Origin of the sequence: Bacillus sp. J33 (assembly GCF_000518885.1) — a bacterium.
In the GTDB taxonomy this organism is placed as follows: Bacteria; Bacillota; Bacilli; order Bacillales; family Cytobacillaceae; genus Cytobacillus.
In genome coordinates this window covers 17,249-44,153 of sequence record NZ_JAEL01000046.1, presented here as the reverse complement: position 1 = coordinate 44,153, position 26,905 = coordinate 17,249, and the positions used below count along the sequence as shown (strand labels likewise).

The 26,905-nt window shown below is 40.8% G+C and carries 22 protein-coding genes and 1 pseudogene; 16 read left to right on the top strand and 7 right to left on the bottom strand.

The features are described from left to right. The first annotated feature begins 500 nt into the window (after window positions 1–500). Both sucA and odhB read left to right on the top strand, forming a co-directional pair. Window positions 501–3,347 (top strand): 2-oxoglutarate dehydrogenase E1 component, encoded by a 2,847-nt coding sequence (gene sucA / locus L634_RS0114455; RefSeq protein ID WP_026583062.1) that lies wholly within the window; start codon window positions 501–503, stop codon window positions 3,345–3,347. 1 nt (window position 3,348) lies between these two features. Beyond that, complete coding sequence (gene odhB / locus L634_RS0114450) at window positions 3,349–4,608, top strand: 2-oxoglutarate dehydrogenase complex dihydrolipoyllysine-residue succinyltransferase (protein WP_026583061.1); 1,260 nt, start codon at window positions 3,349–3,351, stop codon at window positions 4,606–4,608. A 403-nt stretch (window positions 4,609–5,011) separates the two neighbouring features. Here odhB and sda read toward each other — a convergent pair whose 3' ends face one another. Further along, window positions 5,012–5,143 carry a sporulation histidine kinase inhibitor Sda gene (gene sda / locus L634_RS0114440; RefSeq protein WP_009334545.1) on the bottom strand — a complete coding sequence of 44 codons (132 nt, stop codon included), beginning with the start codon at window positions 5,141–5,143 and terminating at the stop codon, window positions 5,012–5,014. Window positions 5,144–5,601: 458 nt separating this feature from the next. Here sda and L634_RS0114430 point away from each other — a divergent pair, with 458 nt between their 5' ends. The 7 genes from L634_RS0114430 (at window position 5,602) to L634_RS0114395 (ending at window position 10,811) form a co-directional block, all read left to right on the top strand. After that, on the top strand, window positions 5,602–6,396 hold the full coding sequence (locus L634_RS0114430; protein ID WP_026583059.1) for a VOC family protein: 795 nt from the start codon (window positions 5,602–5,604) through the stop codon (window positions 6,394–6,396). Between the two features lie 12 nt (window positions 6,397–6,408). Then, complete coding sequence (locus tag L634_RS0114425; RefSeq protein ID WP_026583058.1) at window positions 6,409–6,807, top strand: secondary thiamine-phosphate synthase enzyme YjbQ; 399 nt, start codon at window positions 6,409–6,411, stop codon at window positions 6,805–6,807. Window positions 6,808–7,148: 341 nt separating this feature from the next. Next, a complete protein-coding gene (locus tag L634_RS0114415) occupies window positions 7,149–8,792 on the top strand; it encodes an AMP-binding protein (RefSeq protein ID WP_026583057.1) in 1,644 nt (547 codons plus the stop codon). 180 nt (window positions 8,793–8,972) lie between these two features. Further along, complete coding sequence (locus tag L634_RS33430; RefSeq protein WP_157452406.1) at window positions 8,973–9,131, top strand: hypothetical protein; 159 nt, start codon at window positions 8,973–8,975, stop codon at window positions 9,129–9,131. Between the two features lie 109 nt (window positions 9,132–9,240). Further along, a complete protein-coding gene (locus tag L634_RS0114405) occupies window positions 9,241–10,113 on the top strand; it encodes a gamma-glutamylcyclotransferase (protein WP_026583056.1) in 873 nt (290 codons plus the stop codon). A 198-nt stretch (window positions 10,114–10,311) separates the two neighbouring features. Next, window positions 10,312–10,554: a hypothetical protein gene (locus L634_RS0114400; protein ID WP_026583055.1), complete on the top strand. Its 243-nt coding sequence runs from the start codon at window positions 10,312–10,314 to the stop codon at window positions 10,552–10,554. A 53-nt stretch (window positions 10,555–10,607) separates the two neighbouring features. Next, entirely contained in the window at window positions 10,608–10,811 is a 204-nt protein-coding gene (locus tag L634_RS0114395; RefSeq protein WP_026583054.1) for a DUF6501 family protein, read from the top strand. 52 nt (window positions 10,812–10,863) lie between these two features. Here L634_RS0114395 and L634_RS0114390 read toward each other — a convergent pair whose 3' ends face one another. Next, entirely contained in the window at window positions 10,864–11,418 is a 555-nt protein-coding gene (locus L634_RS0114390; protein WP_026583053.1) for a YhcN/YlaJ family sporulation lipoprotein, read from the bottom strand. 271 nt (window positions 11,419–11,689) lie between these two features. On the opposite strand from L634_RS0114390, the gene L634_RS0114385 reads away from it, so the two are divergent. Continuing rightward, the gene (locus L634_RS0114385; RefSeq protein ID WP_026583052.1) at window positions 11,690–12,625 is read left to right on the top strand and encodes a lysylphosphatidylglycerol synthase domain-containing protein; all 936 of its coding nucleotides are present in this window, start codon (window positions 11,690–11,692) and stop codon (window positions 12,623–12,625) included. Between the two features lie 369 nt (window positions 12,626–12,994). Here the strand turns inward: L634_RS0114385 and L634_RS0114380 are convergent, their stop codons facing one another. Continuing rightward, on the bottom strand, window positions 12,995–14,062 hold the full coding sequence (locus tag L634_RS0114380) for a glycoside hydrolase domain-containing protein (protein ID WP_026583051.1): 1,068 nt from the start codon (window positions 14,060–14,062) through the stop codon (window positions 12,995–12,997). Window positions 14,063–14,503: 441 nt separating this feature from the next. Beyond that, on the bottom strand, window positions 14,504–15,082 hold the full coding sequence (locus L634_RS0114370) for a biotin transporter BioY (protein WP_026583050.1): 579 nt from the start codon (window positions 15,080–15,082) through the stop codon (window positions 14,504–14,506). Between the two features lie 304 nt (window positions 15,083–15,386). Between L634_RS0114370 and L634_RS0114365 the strand changes: the two genes are divergently transcribed. From L634_RS0114365 to nadE, 3 genes are read left to right on the top strand one after another with little or no spacing between them, the layout of a single operon-like run. Next, entirely contained in the window at window positions 15,387–15,929 is a 543-nt protein-coding gene (locus L634_RS0114365; RefSeq protein ID WP_026583049.1) for a cysteine hydrolase family protein, read from the top strand. Between the two features lie 29 nt (window positions 15,930–15,958). Beyond that, entirely contained in the window at window positions 15,959–17,425 is a 1,467-nt protein-coding gene (locus L634_RS0114360; protein WP_026583048.1) for a nicotinate phosphoribosyltransferase, read from the top strand. A 20-nt stretch (window positions 17,426–17,445) separates the two neighbouring features. Beyond that, on the top strand, window positions 17,446–18,267 hold the full coding sequence (nadE, locus tag L634_RS0114355) for an ammonia-dependent NAD(+) synthetase (RefSeq protein ID WP_026583047.1): 822 nt from the start codon (window positions 17,446–17,448) through the stop codon (window positions 18,265–18,267). Window positions 18,268–18,320: 53 nt separating this feature from the next. On the opposite strand, the pseudogene pflA reads toward nadE, so the two are convergent. After that, window positions 18,321–19,048: pseudogene (gene pflA, locus L634_RS31170) on the bottom strand (pyruvate formate-lyase-activating protein). Between the two features lie 89 nt (window positions 19,049–19,137). Further along, complete coding sequence (gene pflB, locus L634_RS0114345; protein ID WP_026583046.1) at window positions 19,138–21,363, bottom strand: formate C-acetyltransferase; 2,226 nt, start codon at window positions 21,361–21,363, stop codon at window positions 19,138–19,140. A 613-nt stretch (window positions 21,364–21,976) separates the two neighbouring features. On the opposite strand from pflB, the gene safA reads away from it, so the two are divergent. Next, on the top strand, window positions 21,977–22,603 hold the full coding sequence (safA, locus tag L634_RS0114340; RefSeq protein ID WP_084028909.1) for a SafA/ExsA family spore coat assembly protein: 627 nt from the start codon (window positions 21,977–21,979) through the stop codon (window positions 22,601–22,603). 40 nt (window positions 22,604–22,643) lie between these two features. Here safA and L634_RS0114335 read toward each other — a convergent pair whose 3' ends face one another. Further along, entirely contained in the window at window positions 22,644–23,096 is a 453-nt protein-coding gene (locus tag L634_RS0114335; RefSeq protein ID WP_026583044.1) for a hypothetical protein, read from the bottom strand. Between the two features lie 147 nt (window positions 23,097–23,243). Here L634_RS0114335 and L634_RS0114330 point away from each other — a divergent pair, with 147 nt between their 5' ends. Together L634_RS0114330 and hutU are read left to right on the top strand one after the other, a co-directional pair. Beyond that, window positions 23,244–24,725: an AraC family transcriptional regulator gene (locus L634_RS0114330; RefSeq protein WP_026583043.1), complete on the top strand. Its 1,482-nt coding sequence runs from the start codon at window positions 23,244–23,246 to the stop codon at window positions 24,723–24,725. A 417-nt stretch (window positions 24,726–25,142) separates the two neighbouring features. Then, window positions 25,143–26,804, top strand: coding sequence for a urocanate hydratase (gene hutU / locus L634_RS0114320; RefSeq protein ID WP_026583042.1), 1,662 nt, complete (start codon window positions 25,143–25,145; stop codon window positions 26,802–26,804). Window positions 26,805–26,905 lie beyond the last annotated feature (101 nt).

Genomic DNA, 26,905 nt, shown 5'->3' with positions numbered 1-26,905 from the left:
CAGAGTGTAGACAAACCCCTTTTTCAAACAGCTATTTAAAGAAAAAGGGGCTTTTTATCTTTTTTAACGGCATATTTAGGTGTGTGGATTAAGATAGAACCCCATATATTGATTGGGTAATAATGATAAAAAACGGCTGTCGACTTTGTCGACAGCCTGAAAGCCGATTAATAAAATCGGCTTTTTATTTTTGCCATCTTAAACAAAAAATTTATGCCTAGTTTATTCCTATTAATAAAAGCTCATGGTTTAACAAATCATTTTAGTAATATAAGTAATTTACTTTAATTTTTTTTTATAGTTTTCCACTATATTCATGTTTTTATCTTTGTACAACAAGATTTTCCGTGTTAGAATAGCTGTGGAAACGTTTTATCCTCTGAAAAATATTATTATTCATAAAAATAAACCGTTAATTCATTCTAGGATAGGGTAATGGATTCAGAGGGCTAAAATGTATTGAATTATTTATTTAAAAACAGTTATGGAGGTAATTTTCCATGAAAAAGCCATCAAATGGTGAGGGACCCTTTGAACAAGGATTTCATGGCCCTAACCTTGGCTATGTTATTGAATTATATGAAAGATATTTAGAGGATCCGAATTCAGTAGATCCTGAAATGAAAGAGTACTTTGAAAAAAATGGTTCACCAATCCTTGCCGGGCAGACTTCACAGACCGATGACCAGAAAGGCGGCTTATCTTTAAATGCAGGTCAGCTTGAAAAAACACTTGCAGCAATCCGCCTTGCTGATACGATCCGCACATATGGCCATTTGGCTGCAGATATCTACCCATTAGGAAATCATAAACCTGAAACGGATTTATTTGAACTTAAAAAATATGGATTAACAGAAAAAGACTTAACAGAAATTCCAGCAGGAGTCATCACAAAGGATGCCACATATCCATTGCGAAATGGCTTGGAAGCAATCGAGTTCCTGAAAAATGCTTACATGGGACCTATAGCGTTTGAATTTCAGCATATCTATGATGAAAACGAAAAAGATTGGCTGCGCCGGAAAATTGGTGCTAAAAGCCATAAGCTTTCCATGCAAAAAGAAGAGAGAATCAAAGTATTAAGAAGGCTGACTGAAGTCGAGGAGTTTGAAAAATTCCTTCATAAAACTTTCGTAGGCCAAAAGAGATTCTCAATTGAAGGCCTTGATACCATGGTGCCTTTATTGGATGAAATCGTATCTGAATCTGTATCAGACGGTGCAAAAACGATTAATATCGGTATGGCTCACCGCGGACGCCTTAATGTCCTTGCCCATGTACTTGGCAAACCATATGAAATGATTTTTGCTGAATTCCAGCATGCGCCCAATAAAGAGCTTGTTCCTTCCGAAGGCTCCATAGGGATTAACTATGGCTGGACAGGAGACGTAAAATATCATCTCGGATTAGACAAGCAAATCAAAGACGAGAATACTACAGTAGCAAGGGTTACATTAGCTAATAACCCTAGCCACCTGGAGTTTGTTGGTTCAGTTGTAGAAGGATTTACAAGGGCCTCACAGGATAACAGAACAAAGGCTGGGTATCCGGAAGTTGATCCTAAATCTGCCTTAGCCATTATTATCCACGGCGATGCAGCATTCCCAGGACAGGGAATCGTGGCAGAGACACTAAACCTTGGCCAGCTGACAGGATACAATACCGGTGGTTCCATCCATATCATCGCGAATAATACGATTGGTTTTACAACAGAGTCACATGATTCCCGTTCCACAAGATATGCAAGCGATCTTGCAAAAGGGTATGAAATGCCTATCCTCCATGTAAATGCGGACGAGCCTGAAGCTGTAGTGGCAGCAGCAAGGCTGGCATGTGAGTACAGGGCAAAATTCGAAAAGGATATCCTAATTGACCTGATTGGATACCGCAGATTTGGACATAACGAAATGGACGAGCCTATGACGACTAACCCGATGATGTATAACATTATCCGCAAACGTCCGACTGTGAAAGCTCTGTATGCAGAAAAGCTTCAAAGAGAAAAAATTATTTCTAAAGAAGAAGCGGAAAACATACAAAACGAAGTATTGGAAAAAATGAAAACGGCATACGAAAAAGTGCCAAAAGAGAGAAAGGAAGCAGAACCATCCAATCCGCCTGAAACAGTGGAAAAAGGGCTTCCAAAAGTTAAAACAGCTGTACCAATCGAAACACTTAAGCAGATCAATAAAGAACTGCTAAAATGGCCTGAGGATTTCAAAGTGTTTGACAAACTAGGCAAAATCTTAAAGCGCAGAATGGAAGCGCTTGAGGGAGACGGGAAGATCGATTGGGGACTTGCTGAAACACTTGCTTTCGCATCCATCCTGTCAGATGGAACCCCTGTTAGATTAACAGGGCAGGATTCTGAAAGAGGAACCTTTGCGCAGAGAAATGTGGTGCTGCACGATCATACGACAGGAAAAGCCTATTCACCGCTTCATAAGCTTTCAACTGCCAAAGCTTCATTTGCTATCCATAATAGCCCATTATCGGAAGCAGCTGTTGTCGGATTCGAGTATGGCTATAATGTTTTCGCTCCTGAAACGCTTGTTTTATGGGAAGCTCAATATGGAGATTTTGCCAATGCGGCCCAGGTTATGTTTGACCAATTTATTGCGGCAGGCCGTGCAAAATGGGGCCAAAAATCCGGTCTTGTTATGCTGTTGCCTCATGGTTATGAAGGGCAGGGTCCTGAGCACTCCAGTGCACGTCTGGAGAGATTCCTTATTCTTGCAGCGGAAAATAACTGGACAGTCGCTAACCTAACATCATCAGCGCAATATTTCCATATTTTAAGAAGGCAAGCTGCCATTCTTGGAAAAGAGGAAGTAAGGCCGCTAGTGATTATGTCCCCTAAGAGTCTATTGCGGAATCCTTTGGTTGCTTCCAATGGGCTTGAATTAAGCGAAGGGGAATTTAAACCGGTTGTGGAACAGCCTGGATTAGGCGAAAAACCTGAAAAAGTAACGCGCATTGTACTCGGATCCGGAAAGATTGCCATTGATCTGGCGGAAAATCTGAAAAATTATGAAGACCAGGATTGGTTCCATATTTTACGGGTAGAAGAAATCTATCCTTTCCCAATGGATAATATTAAAGAAATCCTAAGCCGTTATCCAAATGTAGACGAAATGGTATGGGTTCAAGAAGAGCCAAAGAACATGGGAGCATGGAATTTTGCTGAACCAAGACTGAAGGAAATTGCAGGCAAGGGAATAGATGTCAAGTATGTTGGCAGAAGACGCAGGTCCAGCCCGGCAGAGGGAGATCCAACCGTTCATAAAAAAGAACAAGCACGCATTATAGAAGAAGCACTAACACGCAAGCAACAAGGAGGAAATTAAGGTGGCAGAAATAAAAATTCCAGAATTGGCGGAATCCATTACAGAAGGTACAGTGGCTCAGTGGCTGAAACATCCTGGTGACACTGTCAATAAAGGTGACTATGTTGTTGAACTCGAAACTGATAAGGTAAACGTTGAAATCATCTCTGAACATAGCGGTGTTTTGAAGGAGATAAAAGCACAAGAAGGAGATACCGTCAATGTAGGCGAAACCATAGCCATCGTTGATGAAAGCGGAGAAGCAGCTCCTGCTCCTGAAAAAACAGAAGAAAAGCCTGCTGAAACAGCTGAACCCCCAAAAGCTGAAGAGCCTAAGGCAGCGGAACAGCCCGCTGCAGAAGAAAAAAATGGCGGCCAGCGTCCGATTGCTTCACCGGCTGCGCGGAAACTGGCAAGGGAAAAAGGAATTGACCTTAGCCAGGTACCAACAACTGACCCGCTTGGAAGAGTAAGGGCACAGGATGTTGAATCATACAATCCAAACCAGGCAAAGCAGCAGGCGGCACAGCCAACGAAGCCAGCTCCTGCGTCCAAGCCGGCTGCACAAGAAAATGGCGGAAAAGAAGTGGAACGAATCAAAATGTCGCGCCGTCGCCAAACCATTGCAAATCGCCTTGTTGAAGTCCAGCAAACAGCCGCAATGCTGACAACATTCAATGAAGTTGATATGACAAATGTTATGAACCTCCGCAAAAAGCGCAAGGACAAGTTCTTTGAAGAAAATGATGTAAAGCTTGGCTTCATGTCATTCTTTACAAAAGCGGTTGTAGCTGCACTTAAGAAGAATCCTTTCTTGAATGCAGAAATTCAGGGAGATGAAATAGTTCTTAAAAAGTTCTATGATATCGGCATTGCTGTATCAGCGAAAGAAGGTCTTGTTGTACCGGTTGTACGTGACGCGGACCGCAAAAACTTTGCTGAAATCGAAAAAGATATTATGGATCTTGCCACTAAAGCGAGAGATAATAAACTCGCTCTGTCAGACCTTCAAGGCGGAACATTCACCATTACAAATGGCGGTATTTTCGGTTCCATGATGTCAACTCCGATTTTGAATGGCCCGCAGGTTGGAATCCTTGGAATGCATTCCATCCAATTGCGCCCTGTTGCAATTGATGAGGAAAGAATGGAAAACCGTCCAATGATGTATATTGCATTATCCTATGACCACCGAATCGTCGACGGCAAAGAAGCTGTGACATTCTTAAAACGGGTTAAAGAGCTTATTGAAGATCCGGAAAGCCTTCTTTTTGAAGCTTAAATAATAAGCAAAGGCGCCCTTCGGCAAGCCAAAAGCAGCTTATGCCGGCGGAGTTCCTCAGCTGGAAAAGTTATCAATACTCTTAATTTCTTTAAAAAACAGAGCGGAAAATATCCGCTCTGTTTTTTATTCTGCGAAATAATGTTGCGTGAAGGAAACAATGTACTGATTATGAATATTATATTAGTAAAAAGAGGTGAAAACATGCGGAGAAGGCAAATGAAAATTTGGCAATATAGTTTGGTATTGAAAAAACTTGGAGTATTATCTGAAAAAGAATATGAAAATATCAAACATGCCAATAAGCTCAATGATAAATTGCACAGGCATTAAAAAAAGCGGGATAAGTTCCCGCTCTAAATTTGTCATTAAGTATTTTGAAAACCGCTGCTATGAATAACCGCTATTCTTTAAAAGGCTTTAAGCCGCGCTTTTGAATTTCGGTTTTTAATATCCTAATCCATTCCTTTTCAGACCCTGACTTTAATGCATCACGATACGAGACGACCAGCTGTTCATTACTCATAATTTTCATTCTGCATACCTCCTGGTAAATGGATTGAATATTCTATTTTATTAATTTATTGTAAAGGTTTTCTAAAGATTTGTGAACCCATTATTTAAAAAAGTTTTATTTCATTATGATGACAAACGTCTGCTAGCTGATGTTTAATTATAAAAGGCTCTTTTCGTAAAGTTTGTGCTTTTTGAAGGCGAACTTAGTTTAACAAACTGAGTTGATTGCAGCGGATGGCACTTGACTCCAGCTCAGAGAAGAGGGAAGTGTGAGACCCCACAGGCGAAGCTGAGGAGGCTCGCACCGCCCCCCGCGGAAAGCAAGTGTCCGGAGCAGAAATCAGCGGGCAAAATTTATAAACTAAAACAACAATCTATGAGAAAAGAGCCTTATAAAATCAAAAAAATGAATAATTGGACTTGTTGGAGCCTCACTTGTATGATTTTATTATAATCAAGCGAAAGAGGAGGATACCGATGGAAATAAAACTTGATCATATCGTGCATTTTGTTAATGGCCATCCTTCAGAAGCAGTGATTGCATGGAAGAGTCACGGTTTTAATGCTGTTATGGGCGGAAGTCATGAAAAATGGGGAACATATAATAGTCTGCTTTACATTGGACATTCATACCTGGAATTTCTTTCTATAGAGGCAGCTAAAATTGCCTTTCAATCAGATAATCCTCTCATCCGGCAGCTCGCTCAGGAGCTGCAAAAAGGAGAAGGAATCGGGCAAATCTGCTTCAGAACAGATAACATCCTTCAGCTGAAAAAAGACCTTGAGGACAAAGGCTGTGAAACATATCCTATTTTCCACGGGAGCCGCAAACGTAAAGATGGCAGCATTATTAAATGGAAAATGCTCTTTATTAAAGATAATCCTGATTATAAATATCCGTTCTTTATAGATTGGGAAAAAGAAGACGAAATTAGATTCCAAGAGTTAAAACAACTTGGTTTGCTGGACAAAAGACTTGAAAACGCGAGAATACACTCGATTTACATAGCTTCTGAAGACAGTGAAAAGACAGCAAAAGAATGGACAAAGCTCTTTCCATTTATAATAAAGGGTACATCCGGGACTGTTGAGCAAGCTGAAAGAAGAACAGCCATCTTTGCAGGCTCCGCACAGATTATTTTTTGCCAGCCATTAACTGAATCAAGCTTGGCGGCTGCTGTTTTAAAAACTCGCGGTGAAAAGCCCTTTAAGATTCAAATTGCACCCTCACTTGAAAATGAACTAAATATTTTTGGATCAAACTATTCGTAAGGGGGAATCCATTTGCTGAAAAAATTCACAATAAATAGTTCAAAGCGAAATGAGTTTTATGAAATAACTTCTCAAGTTCAGAATTTTATCAACGAATCCGGAATTAAGGAAGGGGCTGCAATTGTATATTGCCCCCATACCACTGCTGGAATTACCATAAATGAAAATGCCGATCCCGATGTCCAAACAGATATGATCAGACGCTTTGATGAAGTGTTTCCTTGGGATCATAAAGAAGACCTTCATATGGAAGGGAATACTGCTGCTCATATGAAAGCAAGTACAGTCGGCTCTTCACAGCATATCATCATCACCGAAGGAAATCTCCTTCTGGGAACCTGGCAGGGCATCTATTTCTGTGAATTCGACGGGCCCAGAACACGAACTTTTTATGTGAAAATTTTACATTAAATCTAAAAAGCTGCCCTTGACTTAGGTGCAGCTTTTTTTGGGCGGCTCTTTTGGAGCCCCATGCTTTTCAGGCTTTAGCCCTGATGTACCTGCCTCTGATCTTGTGCACTTACTTAAATAATCGCCTGAGAAAACTATTTTTTTAATGCTCAAAGCTGCTAATCCCCTATTTTTTTTACCACCTGCAACTGTCCAACTTTATTAGATTATTAATATACGAAAATATTGAATATTCAGCAATATATGATAACATAAAATGTAAGCGTTTTATTCAAACACCTTAGAGAAATCTCTGCACAATGATTAGATCATATTCTAAGGAGGATTTCTGGATGACAGAATTGTTAAATCTCACAGTAGGGAAGCTCCTCGAGGAGAAAGCCCGCCTTCACCCCAATCATGAAGCTGTAGTTTATGCAGACAGAGGGCTGCGCATGACTTACAGGCAATTTGATGATTATTGCCGCCTTGCTGCCAAAGGTTTTATGAAACTTGGCCTTGAAAAGGGGGAGCATATTGCTGCGTGGTCTACAAATACGCCAGAGTGGCTGACATGCCAGTTTTCAACAGGTAAAATGGGGGCTGTGCTCGTTACGGTAAATACAAACTACCAGGCTGCAGAGCTTGAATATTTATTAAAACAATCTGATTCTACTACAATCGTTTTAATGGAAAAATACAGAGACACTTCTTACATAGAGATGCTATATAGCATTGTTCCGGAGCTTAAGACATCAGAGCCGGGACAATTGCAGAGCAAACGCCTGCCTTATTTAAAGAATGTCGTAATTATGGGCGATAGGCGCTTCCCAGGCACATACAGCTGGGATGATATTATTAAGATGGGCGAAGAGGTAACCGATGAGGAACTAAATAAACGGATGGATAGCCTTGACCCTGATGACGCCATTAATATGCAATACACTTCCGGGACAACAGGTTTCCCAAAAGGGGTTATGCTTACGCATAATAACATTGTCAACAATGGCTACAATATTGCTAATTGCATGCGTTTGACCAAAGCAGACCGATTATGCATTCCGGTGCCGTTTTTCCATTGCTTCGGATGTGTACTTGGAACCATGGCCTGTGTGTCCGTCGGAGCAACCATTGTTCCAGTGCAGGAGTTCAGCCCTAAAGCAGTCCTGCAGACTGTCCAGGATGAAAAATGTACAGGTCTGCATGGGGTGCCTACGATGTTTATCGCAGAACTGAACGATCCGGAATTCAGCAAGTATGATTTATCCAGCCTTCGTACAGGCATAATGGCTGGCTCCAATTGCCCAATTGAGGTAATGAAAGGGGTTATTGAGAAGATGGGTGCAAGCGAGATCACAATCGCTTACGGACAGACAGAATCATCTCCTGTCATAACCCAGACACGAACAGATGATCCAATCGAGTTAAGAGTCGAATCCGTTGGCAGGGCTCTTCCTAATGTAGAAGTCAAAATTGTTGAACCCGGGACAAATAAAGAAGTCCCGCGGGGTGTACAGGGAGAGTTATGTACGAGAGGCTATCACGTCATGAAGGGGTATTATAAAAACCCTGATGCTACGAAAGAAGCCATTGATAAAGACGGCTGGCTGCATACTGGTGACCTGGCTGTAATGGATGAAAACGGCTATTGTAAAATAACAGGCAGGCTGAAGGATATGATTATCAGAGGAGGGGAGAACATCTATCCCCGTGAAATTGAAGAATTTCTTTATACTCATCCAGCCATCCTTGATGTCCAGGTAGTAGGGGTTCCTGATGCGGTTTATGGGGAAGAAGTAGTCGCCTGGATTATACCGAAGGAAGGCGAAGAAGTTACTGCCGATGAACTGCGGGAGTATTGCAAAGGGAAAATTTCACGGCATAAAATCCCTCGCTATATTGAATTTACCAAGTCTTATCCAATGACAGCTTCTGGCAAAATCCAAAAGTTCCGCTTGCGTGAACAAGCAAAGGAAGCTATTGAAAAAGCAAATACGCTAAAGTAACTTTCTTTAATGCAAATACCCTGTTGGCCATCAAGCTGAGTGCCGACAGGGTATTTTCTATTAAAAAACTCCATCTTCCTTCATTCGAAAGTCTTAAAAAATCTCATTCCCTCTGCCAATGTTTTAAAAAATCAGAAAGAATAAAATGGGATTAAAGATAAGAAGAAGGGAGAATTAAAAATGTACGATGAAATTTATGTAATGGAAACACAAAATAAATTAAAAGAAAAAGAATTGAATTTAATATGGCATCCTGATCTTTTGCAAAAGCATCGCCAAAACAAATGGATCTGCAAGCTTCCTCTCCTAAGGAAACTCGAAATGTGCCAATGCTCTTAAAGAATGGACGGAGAATCTTCTCCGTCTTATTCTTTGGAAAGAATCTTCTGAAAATGGTAGTATAGTAGATAAATTCATTATGATTAAATAGATAAAAGGGGCATGATCAATGACAGCGAAGAAGCTATTTGTGTACGGGACATTAAGAAAAAATGAATCGAACCATTTTGTTTTAAAAGGAAGTCCCTGCATTGCAGAACAGGCATGGGTCTACGGGGAGCTATATGATACAGGGCTCGGTTATCCAACTATGAAGGCATCACTCGATCAAAAAGTTTATGGTGAACTCTATGAAGTTCATCTTGACCATTTCGCCGGCCTGGATGAACTGGAGGTTTATATTCCCGGCAGGAAAGATAATTTATATGACAGAGTGGAACAAACTGTTCACACCGATACAGGAGAAGTAATGGCACTTGTGTATGTATCAAACAGGGATGATCTATTGGCAGAACCGATTTTGCACGGAGACTGGAAGCTATACCGATTAATGAAAGATAAACCGGAAAAAACGCATTACTTTGCTTACGGATCTTGTATGGATGATGAACGGTTTCGGTTAGCCAATGTTGACCAGCATTTTAAGTCCGTTGTTGGCGGAGGCGTACTGAAAGGCTACTCGATGCAATACTTATTTTCCAGGGATGATGGAGGAAGAGCGGATATTATAGAGGATGGAGGAGTTACTGAGGGCATCCTTTATGAGCTGCCATATGAAGCTGTTGAATATCTGTTTCAGCGGGAAGGCTTTTATGGACAGTGGTATCGGCCAGCATTTGTAAATGTACAAGTTGGGAAAGAGTTCTATCAAGATGTGTTAACTTTCCATGTATATAATAAAAAAGGGGAATTGCCTCCGCCCAATCATTATGCCTTAGAGATTCTTCGGGGGGCACGGGGAAGAGTCAGCGACGAATATTATAAAAAACTCGAGGAACAGCTGGAAAAACTCGGCGTCAAAATAAACTTGGATGCGCAATAACCTAAGACTAAAGGATGAGCAAACGTTCATCCTTTAGTCTATATTGTAATGCCGGCGCTTTTTTACAATGAGAAAGCTAGAAACCATCTATCTGGGTGGTTGCGAAAAAATTTAGTGATATTTTTTCATTTGATGTTTGAACCAGGCTAAGCCGGTGGTAAATATACATTGCCATCATCTAAGAAAGAAGGTCATCAAATGAATATAATTGCGGATAATGGCTTATATGAAGTGGAATATGAAAATGAACATTATGAACAATTGGAGTTTGTACGAATTGATCATATTTGTGAAATAAGCTATGTTACCTTTAAAAACATTTTAACTGGGGAAGTATATACATTTGACATGGACAGAATTAAAAGAGTCCGGAAAATAATGAAGGTTACTCCATTGATCAAAGAGAATCATGTTGCAGAAAATAGCTCGCATTCTTTATAATAATTAATAACTTAGCTAAAGCGGGTTAGGCATAAGAAGAAGGAGTGGCAATTTTGATTCATTTAACATGGCAAAATCGTGATACAGTGAAAAAAGTAAAATGTGTGCATACAGATGCAGCGAAATACATTGTAGACAGGGCGCTTACAGCAGGCAAGGTTTATGATGTTAAAAATGAAACAGAAGAATTCTACTTTATTGTAGACAATTCTGGAAAAGTAAGCGGATTTTATAAGGACTACTTCGAAGATGCTTAAAAGCAAGAAGAAAACGGCCAATAATGGGCCGTTTTCTTTTTAAATTGACTGATTATCTTTGTGTCGGAAAAATTCTGCGTACCGTTTCATTGAATTCTTCAAAGAATCCTTCAATAGGCTCTCCTCCGCGAATATCTTCCGTATATCCCGTCATTCGGTCATAAAAATCCGGGTCAACGGATACGTATACGTTATCAATATCCTGATCAACTGACCTTACCTGGTCGGCAATTTTTCTTTCCATATTTCTTGTTAATTTCCCATTCCCATTATTCATTCGCGCTGCCACATATGCGTTATTGTCAGTCACCATCACGTTCGCTGTTTCCACTTCTGGAATGGCTGTTATTTTTTCGGCAGCTTTATCAGCAACCCTCATTCTTGGAGTTTCGTTTCTTGCATTATTCTCCGTGCGGGTACGGGTAAGGTCTATCCCTGGTTCAGTTGTACGGCCGTTTTCCCCATAATTGCTGTCGTTAGCTTTTGTTGGCTGGCTCAAATCCCTGTTTCTCTGAGCTGTTTCGTTCATATCAGCATCATTCATGGCACAACCGCCAAGAACAATTGCTGCAAGAGCTCCAGTTAGAACCGCTTTAGGTTTTATCACAGATAGTCACCCCTATTTTTAATTTTTCATCCTTAGGATTCCAATATCGCTACTTGTTATGCAAAGACATTTTTCTCTCACATACATCCACAACGGCAGACCAATTTTATGCTGCTATTGCTAATTAGATAAAGATTGTCCATTCTAAGGTACTAACCCAGGAATATAATGATAGAGAAGTGTATGTGTATTTTATGCTGCAATATGGTACACTCTATCAGGAAGCTTTAAACAACATACTTTATACTGATTTAATGAATGGTGGGATAACTTGTCTTTTCCAAAACAAAAAACAGTCCTATCGTTGGCCAAATTCCTGGTACCGATATTCATATTGCTTTTTATTAGCTATGAGGCAAAAGGCATGTTCAATGATTTTAGTTGGGCATTGATTCAGCTTTATTTAGACCGCCTATCAGTTCAAAGAATTGTTTTCATAATTATACTTGGGCTAATTGCCCTTTTTCCTATGTATTTCTATGATGAAATTCTGCAGCGGCTTTTCAGAATAAATGTCCCAAAAAAAAAGCTTTTATTTTATTCCTTATCAGCAAATGCTTTTTCTAACTTTATCGGGTTTGGAGGCGTTGCTGGTGCGACCCTTAGATCCTACTTTTATAAAAACTACTTATCCGGCGGTACTCCTTATATAAAAATAATTGCCAAGCTTTCGCTATTCTATCTGACAGGCTTATCATTGCTTTCCTGGATGATCATTTTTTCAGATATGCATTTATATGAAGACGTCAAGCTTATCAAAATGGCCGTTTGGGGAATTGCGTCCTATGCACCTTTGCTGCTGGGCTTTTACTTTTTCAAAACATCTTTCTGGAATCTTAAATATATGAAAAAAGGATATGCAGGGGAGCTGCTGATCGTTTCATTATTGGAGTGGCTTTTCATTATTATTTGTATATGGGGTATTGCAAAAGCACTTGAAGTTTCAATCCCATTCTTTGTTCTTTTTCCTATTGTAGTCATCTCATCGTGTGCGGGTATTGCCAGTATGATTCCCGGGGGAATTGGATCATTTGACTTCGTTTTTTTAATTGGGCTTGAATCACAAGGAGTTCCCACAGAATTGGGCCTTTTAATCCTTATGTTCTACCGGCTGAGCTATTATATTGTTCCTGTATTTATCGGTACACCTTTTGTGATGAACCAGATCTGGAATAATAGAGACCCAAGAAATGCATTTAAAATTTAGATTTTTTTAATTTTTCAGCGTGGACGCTTGTTACGATTCTAATCCACATTGTGCTTTTAAATATTGGCTCTGTTAAATTTTCCTGTTGATTTCAGCACGAGGTACTCGCTTTCCGCGGGCGGTCCGACGCTCCTCGGTGCATTCGCACCTGCGGGGTCTCCCGCTGACACGTTTCTCCCGCAGGACTTTGAATAAGCTTCCCCGAATGCACAACGAGTCGTAAGAAAATGCGGATGCATTTTCTCGGGATTAGTACCCCTCCGTTCCAATCAACAGGGTGCTAAAATCAACAATAATCTTTAACACAGCCTAAATATTAAAATGGAAAAGAGCCTTCAAGGGCTCTTTTTCTGTCATATGAATGTTCTATTACCATAAAACATCCATTATTTCATCATTAAATAAATTTGTATCAATATTGCATGCCTGAGCATCTATCCCATACTGCCACCCTGCAATCAGGGCATTTCCAGGAGCTTGCGGTTTATAGTCAGGCGCCTGTTCTTCAGTTGTAATGCCAACGTTTGGTGCTGCAGTCCATACATATGTGTTTTCAAGAAGGGCAGCATTGCCATCAGCCGCTTGTTCAAAAGCTTGGGTAAGGGCACGCTCGGGTTCAAAAATTCCATATATGCCTGGGCGATAAGGTGATTCTTCCATTGTCTGATACCAGCCTTCTATAAAAGCAGAATCAACGGGATAGTTAGGCTCGATATCGGCAAAAATGGCAACACCCTCCGGGATGTTTAATTCCTGAGCAAGCTGAATGGCTGCTCTGGCTTCATTCTGTCCATTTTCAAGGCCTGCTGCAATATTAAATCGATTCCAGATTACAAGGATTTTTATATCATTGGAACGGAGCAATTCTGCTTCTTCAGGTGTAATACCAGCAGAAATGCCTTCTTTATCACCCAAATAGCGTCCCCAGATTTCAGGGGTCCCAAAGTTATCACGGACACAGGAAAGCAAGCCGCTTGTGGTGAGACTTGCAGAGTCGACACCCCAAGCGGCTTCATTCCCATCTGTTTGGCCATCCTCTTCACCCTGGCTGCTATCCTTATTGCCATTTTTATTGCTGCTATCATTCCCGTTTTTATTTTTCTCTGAGCTTGAGTCCTGTCGATCAGCTTTATTCTTTATTTTATTCGTTACATTCACATCAACATTTACTTCAATATCATTTGAGACATTATTTTCAATTTGGCTGTTGTCTCCATTATTTAGATCATTATCAATGGAATTATTGACATTCGCTTTATCGCCTTTAATATTGTTTTCAACAGTATTTGTGATATCACTGTTAGAATCACGGCCATTTGATTTCTGGTGAGTGTTTGGATCAGCATTCTTTGAATCAATCAGGGAGAAAGTAAACAGCGAAATCATTACAGCAAAAAATGCTGTCACGATAAAAGGCAAAAGTCCCCGTCTGTCCATATTTCACAGCCCTCCTTGTCAGTTCATGACATACTATGCTGACAGGAGGAATGGGGTGAAAGGACAGTTTATGATGGATTTGAAACATGAGGGCAAGCGGGTATGATAGGAAGGTGGTCTTGCATTGATTAATTTTATACTTTTCTTTGAATGTAATGACTAGATAACTACCGTTTTCCTTAAGGTGGGAGACTTTTCGGGGTTCATCCTCCTGATTCCTTTAGGGGACAGCCCTTACGGCGTTAACCCTCCTGATTAACTGCCATTTTCCACAAGGTGGCAGTTTTATCATCCTTATTCATTACCAGAAGAAGCTATTTACCGAAATTATCATAAAAAATACACTGCCAATAAAATTGCATCATCTGGTTTTAATAAGAGCCGATCCATAAATAAACAGAAAAAAGAGCCGATCCACTCAAGTTCGGCTCTTTCATCAGATCAAGCTGTCTCATTTATTTCCTCTTTTGCAGGGAGCAGAAGATTCGCAGACTGAAGTCTTCCTCTCACAATAATGCCTACCCATGAAGCAAGGGCCGCTTTTATTAAACCAACCACGATGAAAGGGGTTGCTCCTCCTGCAATTGCTGCCATCCAAGTTAAATCGGCTGCTATTTTTAGCCAAGCTGTTCCAAATGCCAAAGTTACAAGCATGCCAATCGTATTTGCAATCATCGCATTTTTAAAGGAAAAAGAAGTTTTTTCCATATACCAGCCGATTATGAAGGCAGCCGGGATAAACCCGATCAAATAACCGCCTGTTGGTCCAACTAATTTTCCTAAACCTCCAGAAAACTCAGCAAATACCGGAACTCCTGTTGCCCCAATGATTAAATACAAAAGAACGGACATTGTCCCATAACGGGCACCAAGAATTGTTGCTGCCAGTCCAATTGCTAGGGTCTGCCCGGTAATGGGCACATAAGGGAGCGGTATGGTAATTTGCGCCATCACTCCGATAACGGCTGCAAATAGGGCTGTTACAATCATCGATCTCAATTTCAGCTGTTCCTTTGTCATTAGATAACCCCTTTCTTTATGTAAACTTATAAATATAAAAAGTTAACAATAATACAACTATATTATTATATTAAATTCTTGTCAAACCATTCTGAACAGGGGATAATGCCAATTCTTCCTTACTATTTCTCTTGAAATATGTACATTAACTAATATCTAATTTCTCTTTAAAAGGGTAAATTCAAAAATGATTATGCAGACGATATGTATAATTTGATTATTTGGCTATTATTCACTTAGTATTTAAGTAATAGCCAAAATTTTCTTCAGAACGAGATGATAATGGGCAAATGGGGGATATTAAATGACAAAAGCACTTTTGAATATTGATTATACGAATGACTTTGTCACTGGAGCTTTACCATGCGGTCAGCCTGCAATTGATATCGAAAACGAAATAACGGCAATTACCCAAAAGTTTATTGAAGAAGGGGCATTCACTGTGTTTGCCATTGACCTGCATTTTCCAAATGATCATTATCACCCGGAAACAGAACTTTATCCGCCCCATAACATTAAAGGGACAGAAGGAAGAGAGTTATATGGGAAGCTGAATAGTCTCTATAAGTTAAATGCTGATAAGGAAAATGTTTTTTGGATGGATAAAACCAGGTATAGTGCTTTTGCAGGAACAGATCTCGAATTGAAATTAAGGGAGCGCGGCATTCAGGAAGTCCACCTGGCTGGAGTCTGCACAGATATTTGTGTTTTGCATACAGCTGTAGATGCCTATAACAAGGGATTCAAAATTGCTGTATACGAAAAAGCGACTGCAAGCTTTAATGAAATGGGTCATCGATGGGCCTTGGAACATTTCAAAAGCTCCATGAACGCCAAGATCATTTAACAGACAAATTTTACACAGGAGGTAGGAATATGCGCAATGAATTTGCTGATGACAGCTTAGCATTGCATACTGATTTATATCAAATCAATATGGCCCAAACCTATTGGGAAGATAACATACATAATAAAAAAGCTGTTTTTGAGGTATTTTTCAGAAAACTGCCGTTTGGCAATGGATATGGGATATTTGCCGGCCTTGAAAGAGTAATCGAATATATTCAAAATTTCCGCTTTACCGAAAGTGATCTTAAGTATTTAAAAAATGAGCTTCATTATAAAGATGAATTTCTTGATTTTTTAAAGAACATGAGGTTTACAGGCACGATTAAATCAATGGAAGAGGGCGAGCTCGTATTTGGCAATGAACCGATCATGAGAGTGGAAGCGCCATTGGCAGAAGCTCAAATTGTTGAAACAGCATTATTAAATATCATTAACTACCAAACATTAATAGCTACAAAAGCGACACGTATTAAAGAGGTAATAGGTAATGGAACTGCCATGGAATTTGGTTCAAGAAGAGCTCATGAAATGGATGCAGCCATCTGGGGAACGAGAGCAGCTTACATTGGCGGCTTCGATGCAACTTCAAACGTGAGAGCAGGCAAAAAGTTTGGGATACCTGTGGCAGGGACCCATGCCCATTCATTTGTTCAAGCTTACCGGGATGAATACACAGCTTTTATGAAATATGCACAAACCCACATCGATTGCGTTTTCCTTGTAGATACGTATGATACGTTAAAATCAGGAGTTCCCAATGCAATCAAAGTAGCCAAAGAATTAGGGGATAAGATTAATTTCAAAGGCATAAGGCTTGATAGCGGCGACCTGGCCTATTTGTCAAAAGAAGCGCGAAGAATGCTTGATGAAGCAGGTTTTCCTGATGCTAAAATAATCGCTTCCAATGATCTTGATGAATATACTATTATAAATCTGAAAGCCCAGGATGCCAAAATTGATATTTGGGGTGTGGGGACAAAATTAATTACGGCTTATGAGCAGGCAGCACTCGGCGCTGTTTATAAACTCGTTTCAATTGAAGATGAAAAGGGTAAAATGACAGATACCATTAAAATTAGCGGTAACCCAGAAAAAGTCACAACTCCTGGCCTAAAGAGGGTATATCGTATTATCAATAGAGATAATCATAAATCAGAAGGTGACTATATTGCGCTGGAACATGAGAATCCACAGCAGGAAGAAAAACTTAAAATGTTTCATCCCGTCCATACATTTGTAAGCAAATTTGTTACAAACTTCGAGGCAAGGGAACTTCATAAAGAGATTTTTAAAGAAGGACAGCTTGTTTATCAGGTTCCATCATTAAAAGAAATACAAAATTTTGCGAAAGAAAACCTGCAGGTTCTATGGGATGAATACCGCCGCTCATTAAATCCTGAGGAATACCCAGTCGATTTAAGCCAGGAGTGCTGGGATAATAAAATGAATCTCATCCATCAAGTTAAAGAAAAAGTAAAAAGCAGCATGCAGTAAGAGAGGGAGGAACCAATACAATGAAATTGCAAGAAGAAATTATGAAAGCTCTAAATGTAAATCCAGAAATTGATCCAAAAGAAGAAATCAAAAAAAGAGTGGAATTTCTAAAAAATTATCTCGTGAAAACCAATTCAAAAGGATATGTCCTTGGAATCAGCGGAGGCCAGGATTCTACTTTGGCAGGACGCCTTGCCCAGCTGGCAGTTGAAGAACTGAAAAACGAAGGAAGGGAAGCAGCATTCATCGCAGTCCGCTTGCCATATGGGGTGCAAAGAGATGAAGAGGATGCCCAGCTGGCCCTTTCGTTTATCCAGGCGGACCGGGAAGTTGTATTCAATATTAAAAATGCCGTTGATGAAATGAAAAATGAATATGACCGCATCATGCCGGAAGATCCTCTAAAGGATTATCATAAAGGAAATGTGAAAGCGCGCATGAGAATGATTGCACAATACGCCATTGGCGGCCAAAATGGGATGCTTGTCATTGGCACCGACCATGCTGCTGAAGCAGTTACAGGATTTTTCACGAAGTATGGTGACGGAGGCGCTGATGTCCTTCCGCTTGCCGGACTGACAAAAAGACAGGGGAAAGCGCTTCTCAAAGAGCTCGGTGCAGAAGAGAGACTATATTTAAAGGTGCCTACTGCGGATTTGCTCGACCAGAAACCTGGACAAGCAGATGAAACGGAATTAGGTATATCCTATGATGAATTGGATGATTATCTGGAAGGAAAAGTAGTTAGTGCTGAAGCAGCTGAAAAAATAGAAAAGCGTTACATTTTCTCCGAACATAAGCGTCAGCTTCCTGCATCCATGCACGATGACTGGTGGAAATAAATATTAATGAATACAAAAGGAAAATCCTAAAGTGGGATTTTCCTTTCTTTTTATTATTGCCCGGAAAGGAGCTGGTAAGCCCAGTCTGCTTTTTCTTCACTCGGCGGCTCAATATCTTTTAATGGATACTCCATGCCGAGCGCTTCCCATTTATATACTCCGAGTTTGTGGTAGGGAAGAACCTCAATCTTCTCGACGTTTTCCAGACCTTTTATAAATTGCCCCAGCCTTTCAAGATCTTTTTCATCATCGGAAATGTCGGGGACCAGTACATGCGAATCCACACTGGAACATGGCAATCCGAAAGGTACTTGGCAAATTGCAGTATATGTTCATTTGTAAGGCCAGTGAGTTTCTTGTGTTTCTCTTTATCCATATGCTTCAAATCCAGCAGCACCAAATCAGTATAGGCCATCAGCTCTTTAAGCTGGCTTTGAAAAAGAGAGGAGCTGGAATAGCAGCCTCCAGAAGTATCAATGGCTGTATGAATGCCTAGCTTTTTACACTCTTTGAAAAGCTCAATTAAGAAAGAGATTTGCAATAAAGGCTCACCTCCGCTCACAGTGATTCCGCCTCCTGATGCCTCTATAAATGGGAGGCAGGATTGAAGATCATCTATGATTTCTGAAACAGGCATCTGTTTTCCGGTACCAATTTCCCATGTATCAGCATTATGGCAAAATTGGCAGCGAAGCAGGCACCCCTGCGTAAAAACAACATATCTAATGCCTGGCCCATCCACTGTTCCAAATGTCTCAATTGAATGAATGTAACCGTTCATGAAGATCTCCCTTTCACTCAGCAGGGTGCACCTTCGCAATACCCTGGCTCAAAAAATATTTCAAAGAAGAAGGCCTGCAATTATCACTACTACATTGTTTCATGGAATGTTCGATTTATCACATCGAGCTGCTGCTCCCGAGTCAGTTTAATAAAGTTTACTGCGTACCCTGAAACCCTGATCGTTAATTGCGGATATTCTTCCGGATGCTCCATGGCGTCAAGCAGCGTTTCTCTATTAAATACATTTACATTAAGGTGATGGCCTGACTTAATGGCATATCCGTCAAGAATGGAAACAAGATTGCGGATACGGCTTTCATCATCTTTTCCAAGTGCTTTAGGAACAATAGAAAAGGTGTTGCTTATGCCATCAAGCGCATATTCGTAAGGCAGTTTTGCCACGGAAGAAAGGGAAGCAAGTGTGCCTTTTGTGTCCCTGCCATGCATTGGATTTGCTCCTGGAGCAAAAGGTTCGCCGGCACGGCGGCCATCTGGTGTATGGCCTGTTTTTTTGCCATACACGACATTGGATGTTATCGTCAATATGGACATCGTATGCTTGGAATTTCGGTATGTTTGATGCTTTCGCAGTTTTTTCATAAACCGCTTAACAAGATCTACTGCAATGCTGTCAACACGATCATCATTATTGCCGAATTTCGGAAAGTCTCCTTCTGTAACAAAATCAACAGCCAATCCGTTTTCATCCCGAATTGCCTTTACAGCAGCGTATTTGATGGCACTTAATGAATCTGCAGCCACACTAAGCCCTGCAATTCCTGTGGCCATTGTCCTCAGTATTTCAGAATCATGGAGAGCCATTTCAATACGCTCATAGCTGTATTTGTCATGCATAAAGTGTATGATATTCAGCGCATTAATATAGAGGTCTGCCAGCCAATCCATCATAAGGTCGAACTTAGCCATTACTTCTTCATAATCCAGAAGCTCTGATGTGATCGGTGAATATTCAGGACCTACCTGGATAGTCAGTTTTTCATCCTTTCCGCCATTGATGCTGTACAAAAGGGCTTTTGCCAGGTTTGCCCTTGCCCCGAAAAATTGCATTTGTTTTCCTATTTCCATGGCAGATACACAGCAGGCAATTCCATAATCATCACCGTATTCAGGGCGCATAATGTCGTCGTTTTCATATTGGATAGAGCTCGTTTCTATAGACATTCTGGCGCAATACTTTTTAAAGTTTTCAGGCAGTTTATTAGACCATAGAACCGTTAAATTCGGCTCAGGTGCAGGTCCCAAATTCCTTAATGTATGAAGGAAGCGGAATGAGCTTTTTGTTACTAGAGATCGGCCATCGACAGCCATGCCGCCAATTGATTCTGTAACCCAGGTAGGATCTCCGCTGAATAGTTCATTATAGTCAGGTGTTCTTGCGAATTTTACAAGACGGAGCTTCATTACGAAATGGTCCACAAGCTCCTGGGCTTCCTGTTCTGTGAGTACTCCGTTTTGAATATCTCTTTCTATGAAAATATCCAGGAAAGTGGAAATACGGCCAAGACTCATAGCTGCCCCGTTTTGTTCTTTTATGGCTGCAAGATAGCCAAAGTAGAGCCATTGGAACGCTTCTGATGCATTTCCGGCAGGCTCGGAAATATCAAAACCATAGCTCTCAGCCAGCTGCTTTAGTTCCCGCAGCGCCTTGATTTGTTCTGAAATTTCTTCCCTCAGCCGGATGTTTTCTTCTGTCATAACACGGCTGGTGGTTTGCAAATCCTCCTTTTTGGCTTGTATCAAGCGATCAACACCATAAAGTGCAACCCGGCGGTAATCCCCAATAATCCGTCCGCGGCCATAGGCATCAGGAAGGCCGGTGATGATGCCGGCTTTGCGGGCAAGTTTCATCTCATCGGTATAGGCATCAAATACTCCTTGGTTATGGGTTTTGCGGTATTCGGTAAAGATCTTTTCCATTTCTTTGCTTGCTTCATAGCCATATGCCTCACAAGCTGCTGCCGCCATACGGAATCCTCCAAATGGCTGAAGGGAGCGCTTGAAAGGGCGGTCAGTCTGAAAGCCGACTATTTTTTCTTTTTGCCGATCAAGATAACCTGGGCCGTGGGAAGTAATAGTAGATACGATTTCGGTATCCATATCCAGCACTCCGCCATTTTGCCGTTCTTTTTTAGTCAGAGCCATCACCTGATCCCACAATAAAGCTGTAGCTTCTGTTGGTCCTTCCAAAAATGCATCATCACCCATATAAGGTGTGAAATTCTTCAAAATAAAGTCCCTGACATTTATTTCCCTTGTCCATTTGCCTTTTTTAAAGCCACTCCATCTTTCCATAGAAAAATCACCTCAAATTTCGCTATTTACAATTTTTATTACAGTTATTACAACTTAACTATACATTTACTATAACAGATGGAATGTGAAATGAATCACATACTTTGTGGATTTATTGTGAATATAGACTTTAACGGGTAATTCAAACATTAACTGGGGCGATCTGTATTATATTTTCAATTGACATTTGGCCAGTAACTACAATGTTCGGACGATATTTTACCTAAATTGGCCGGTAAATTAACATAATCGGCCGGCAAAAATCTTTTCTGTAAGCTTTTAGGAGTCGGGAAACCGCAAATTTTCTATTTCGGCCTGTAAACCTAACAGTTTGGCCGTTAGTGTCAGGTGTTGGCTGAAAATTCCATGAAATTTAATCTTACTATCTCAAAGCGGCAAACTTTACCTAACTGTTATAAAAGCGGGAGTAAGTGGCTGCTTTTATTCTGACCTGTAAATGGTGAAAAACCCGGCAAAATGTATTTGAATGGTGATCTATTTTTAAGTGGATAAAAGGGAGGAGGGGTCCAAGAGAGGGAATTTTGAAAATCCTTCAATCAGCGGCAACAATTACCGGTTTAATTGATTAATAGATTCTGATTAAATATAAAATATGAAAACACTATCAAAACGGTTAATCACTCTAATGTTGTCTGTCGCACTAGCCTTTGGATTTAATTACAATGCTAAAGCATCAATCGTACATACCGTGCAATCAGGGGACACAATGTGGAAAATCGCCCTGAAATATCAGGTGGGAGTACCTGAAATCATTAATGCCAATCAGCAGATTTCTAATCCGAACTTCATTTATCCTGGCCAGAAGGTGAATATACCTACTATATCTAAAGCTACTGTCAGTGTTGAAGAACAGGTTGTTCAGCTTGTTAACCAGGAAAGGGCGAAATATGGATTAAAGCCGCTAAAATCAAATTGGGAACTTGCTAGAGTGGCTAGATACAAATCCCAGGATATGATTAATAAAAGATATTTCGATCATAACTCTCCTACTTACGGAAGCCCTTTTGATATGATGAAGAGCTTTGGCATTACTTACAGAACTGCAGGAGAAAACATTGCTGCAGGACAAAAAACACCTCAAGAGGTTGTTACGGCTTGGATGAATAGCGAAGGCCACCGCAAAAATATTCTCTCTGCCAACTTCACTGAAATTGGCGTTGGGTATGCACAGGGCGGATACTATGGCCATTACTGGACTCAAATGTTTATTGGACGATAAGAAAAAGCACCGGAGAAAAAACCGGTGCTTTTTTCTGCCCTTAGTCAACGACTATATAAGCGATCATTGGCCCATTATTTTCTTTATCCGGGTGTGTAAGGCAAATTAATCTGTAAACGCCCTCTTTGTCAAATTGAAGCGGGACAACTGTTTCCTCGCCTTTTTTCACAACCCCCTTCATATCGGTTCCCTCGATGATATAGGGATGCTCGGCTCCATTGACTCCAAGAATCTTAAGATTTACTTTCTCATCTTTTTTCAGAAAAATGGTACCCGGATCCCAACGATAGGCTTCAATTTCTTTTCCGTCCGGCAGCTTGGATTTAAACTCCCCTGTAACCATATGAATCTCGCGGACTGTCTCATTTTTCGCCTGGTTAAAAACTGCCAAGCTTTCTGATTGGGTATAAAACCAGACCGACGCTGAAGCAATTACGATAAAAATAATTAAAAATGCAATGATGCTCCGCTTCTTCAAAACAAGAAACTGCATGGCTAAACTCCTTCCTAAATGTTTGTCCATATATAGATATGCATCTAGGGTCTAGGAACTTGTCTACTTTTCTATGATTTTTCTGATTATTTCTTTACATGCCCTAAAAAATTATTTCATAATAGAGTTAAAAAAGGATGTGGCAGCATGTACAAGGTACTTGTAGCCAATCGGGATGAGTATGATACGAAAGGCATCGTGTGGCTTTTGAAATCATCCATGCCTGCGTGGCAGGTGGAATCGGCGGAAGATGAATCGGAAATGATCAACAAGCTTGAATCCTTCCAGCCCGATCTGCTGGTTTTCGAATTAGATTTAATCAATGAAATCAGCTATAGCTCATTTATAAAAACGATACAAATTATTCGACCTGACCTGATTGCCATTACAATGGAAGCCACCTTTTCACAGGCGAAGAGAGCAATAGATATGGGTGTTGCAGATTTAATTTTAAAGCCAATTTCTGCTGATGCCCTGCTTAAATCAGCCAGGAAAGTTCAAAGACTTGCCCAGCTTAATGGGCGATATTCAGAACAGAAACCCGGCATGAATGAAAAGGACTTCCGATACCAGGACTTATTTTTAGAAGGATTTTGTCCTGCAAAACCCTTTATTACCCTGGGCATTAAGACTGAGGACCCTAATGAACTGCCAAACCTTTATTCTTTTCTAAATGACTATCCTTTCCAAAAAGCAGTCCGCTCTTTTATTTTAAGTGATATGGTACTCCTTGTTGCTGAACTAGCAGACTTCGCATGGAAAGAAGAATGCATCCGATTAATGAGAGATTGGCAGGAAAAATCAAGTGTTCAAATCGCCATCAGTATATTTGCTGGTGAAGAGGATAACAGTACAATCAGAAGTAATTATCTGGCAAATCAAAAACTTATGGAATTAACATTTTACACAGGCTTTAACCAGGTGATTGAAGGAAATTCGCTGCCAAAATGGCATTCAATCGATCCCTTTCTTTCTCCTGAGGAACAGAGTACCTGGATTGATTTCCTGAACCAATCCGATCTGGAAGGAATAAAATCCTGGTTTCATAAAGAGTTCCTAGTCTTGGCCGAGCCCTATCCTGATCCTGGTCTAATCAGAATCAGACTGACCAGCATACTGGCACAGATTCGCAGACATATGAAAACATTCAGACTCTCCAGCGGCGATACCGAAAAAGAGTATCTGCGTTTATTTCAAACAATCCTCTACTCACCCTTGATCTACCGCATTATTAAAGAAATGATTCATTTTATTTCTTTTATATTCGAAACCATACGCTCTGATAAGAAGCTTAAGCTGGATCTTGCCGACAGAATTGTATTTTTTATTGAAACAAATTACTGGGACCCGGCTGTCAGCCTTGAAAGGGCTGCAGAATATGCTGATCGCAATGCAAACTATATTAGCACCATCCTTGCAAAAAAGTGCGGCAAATCATTTCGCGAGCTCTTAAATGAGACGAGAATCCGCCAATCCGCCAAACTTCTCCTTGAATCGGAAATGAGCATAAAGGAAATCGCAGCTATTTGCGGCTTCAGCAATCAGCAATATTTCAATAAAGTTTTTAACAAGATTAAAGGAATGCCTCCAAATCAATTTAGAAAAAACATGCAGAAAGCCTCTATATAAAAGGGGCTTTTTTTATTAGCTCTGTTAAATTTGCCTGCTGATTTCAGCACGAGGCACTCGCTTTCCGCGGGCGGTCCGACGCTCCTCGGTGCATTTGCACCTGCGGGGTCTCCCGCTGACACGCTTTTCCCGCAGGACATTGAATAAGCTTCCTCGAATGAACACCGCACGAAGAAAATGCGATAGCATTTTCGCGGGATTAGTACCTTCCGCTCCAATCAACAGGGTGCTAAAATCAACAATAAGCCTCAACACAGCTTTTTTTATAAAAATATAAAAACACTAATATTTTTATAAAAAAATACTAAATATCAGTAAATAACCTTAATAAAATATAAAAAAACAAATGTTATTATTATACTTTTCAGACAGTTTTCCATCTAAGATTGAATTATAGATAATATTGGAGGGATCAATATGAAAGCGGATACTAAAAGAGAGATTAAAAATTACCATGGCAGTGAACTGCATGCAAAAGGCTGGATCCAAGAAGCTGCTTTACGCATGTTAATGAATAATTTAAATAAAGAAGTTGCAGAAATACCTGAGGACCTGGTCGTATACGGCGGCATTGGTAAGGCCGCCCGAAATTGGGATTGCTATGATGCAATTGTAAAAACTTTGCATGAACTTGAAGATGATGAAACATTGCTTGTCCAATCGGGAAAACCGGTTGCTGTTTTCAAGTCACATAAGGATGCACCTAAGGTATTGATCGCCAACTCAAATCTTGTTCCTGCGTGGGCGAACTGGGACACATTCCATGAGCTTGATAAAAAGGGGCTTATGATGTATGGCCAAATGACAGCAGGCAGCTGGATTTACATTGGTAGCCAGGGAATTGTACAGGGAACCTATGAAACGTTTGCAGAGTTAGGCAGACAGCACTTTTCCGGCTCGTTAAAGCAAACGATAACGTTAACCGCAGGCCTCGGAGGAATGGGCGGAGCACAGCCGCTTGCAGTAACGATGAATGACGGTGTCTGCATCGCAATTGATGTTGATGAACACCGCATTGACCGCCGCCTGGAAACAAAATATTTGGATACGAAGGTTCATACAATTGAAGAAGCTATTAAACTTGCGGAAGAAGCAAAGCATGAAGGCCGACCGCTTTCTATCGGCCTGTTAGGGAATGCCGCTGAAATTCTTCCAAAAATGCTGGAAATGAACTTTATTCCGGATGTTCTGACAGACCAGACTTCTGCACACGATCCTTTAAATGGCTATGTACCGGCAGGCTGCTCACTGGAAGGGGCTGCCGCTTTGAGAAAGAATAATGCGGCTGAATATGTACAGAAATCCAAAGCCAGCATGGCTGTCCATGTCCAGGCTATGCTAGACATGCAGAAGAAGGGTGCCATCACGTTTGATTACGGAAATAACATCCGCCAGGTGGCAAAAGATGAGGGTGTGGAGAATGCTTTTGACTTCCCTGGATTCGTTCCAGCTTACATCCGTCCGTTATTCTGTGAAGGCAAGGGGCCCTTCCGCTGGGTAGCGTTATCTGGAGATCCGGAAGATATTTATAAAACAGACGAAGTCATCCTGCGCGAATTTGCAGACAATGAGCATCTCTGCAAATGGATCAAGATGGCACAGGAGAAAATTCAATTCCAGGGGCTGCCTTCCAGAATTTGCTGGCTAGGCTATGGAGAACGTGCAAAATTCGGAAAAATCATTAATGACATGGTTGCTAGAGGAGAACTGAAGGCACCGATCGTCATCGGACGTGACCATTTGGATTCTGGTTCTGTTGCATCGCCAAACCGTGAAACAGAAGGCATGAAGGATGGAAGTGACGCAGTTGCAGACTGGCCGATCCTGAACGCCCTTATCAATGCAGTTGGCGGAGCAAGCTGGGTATCCGTCCACCACGGTGGCGGAGTAGGTATGGGTTATTCCCTTCATGCCGGCATGGTTATTGTAGCAGACGGCACGAAGGAAGCAGAACAGCGGCTGGAGCGTGTTTTGACAACCGATCCTGGAATGGGGATTGTCCGCCATGTTGATGCCGGCTATGACCTGGCAATCAAAACCGCTAAGGATAAAGGCGTAAACATTCCGATGATGGAATAGAAGATTCATTATTTACCAGAATTGTGAACTTAGCGAAGAAAAAGAGAAATTAGCAAACAAATCAATAAAACTAGCGAATAAATTAGTAAATTTAGCAAATA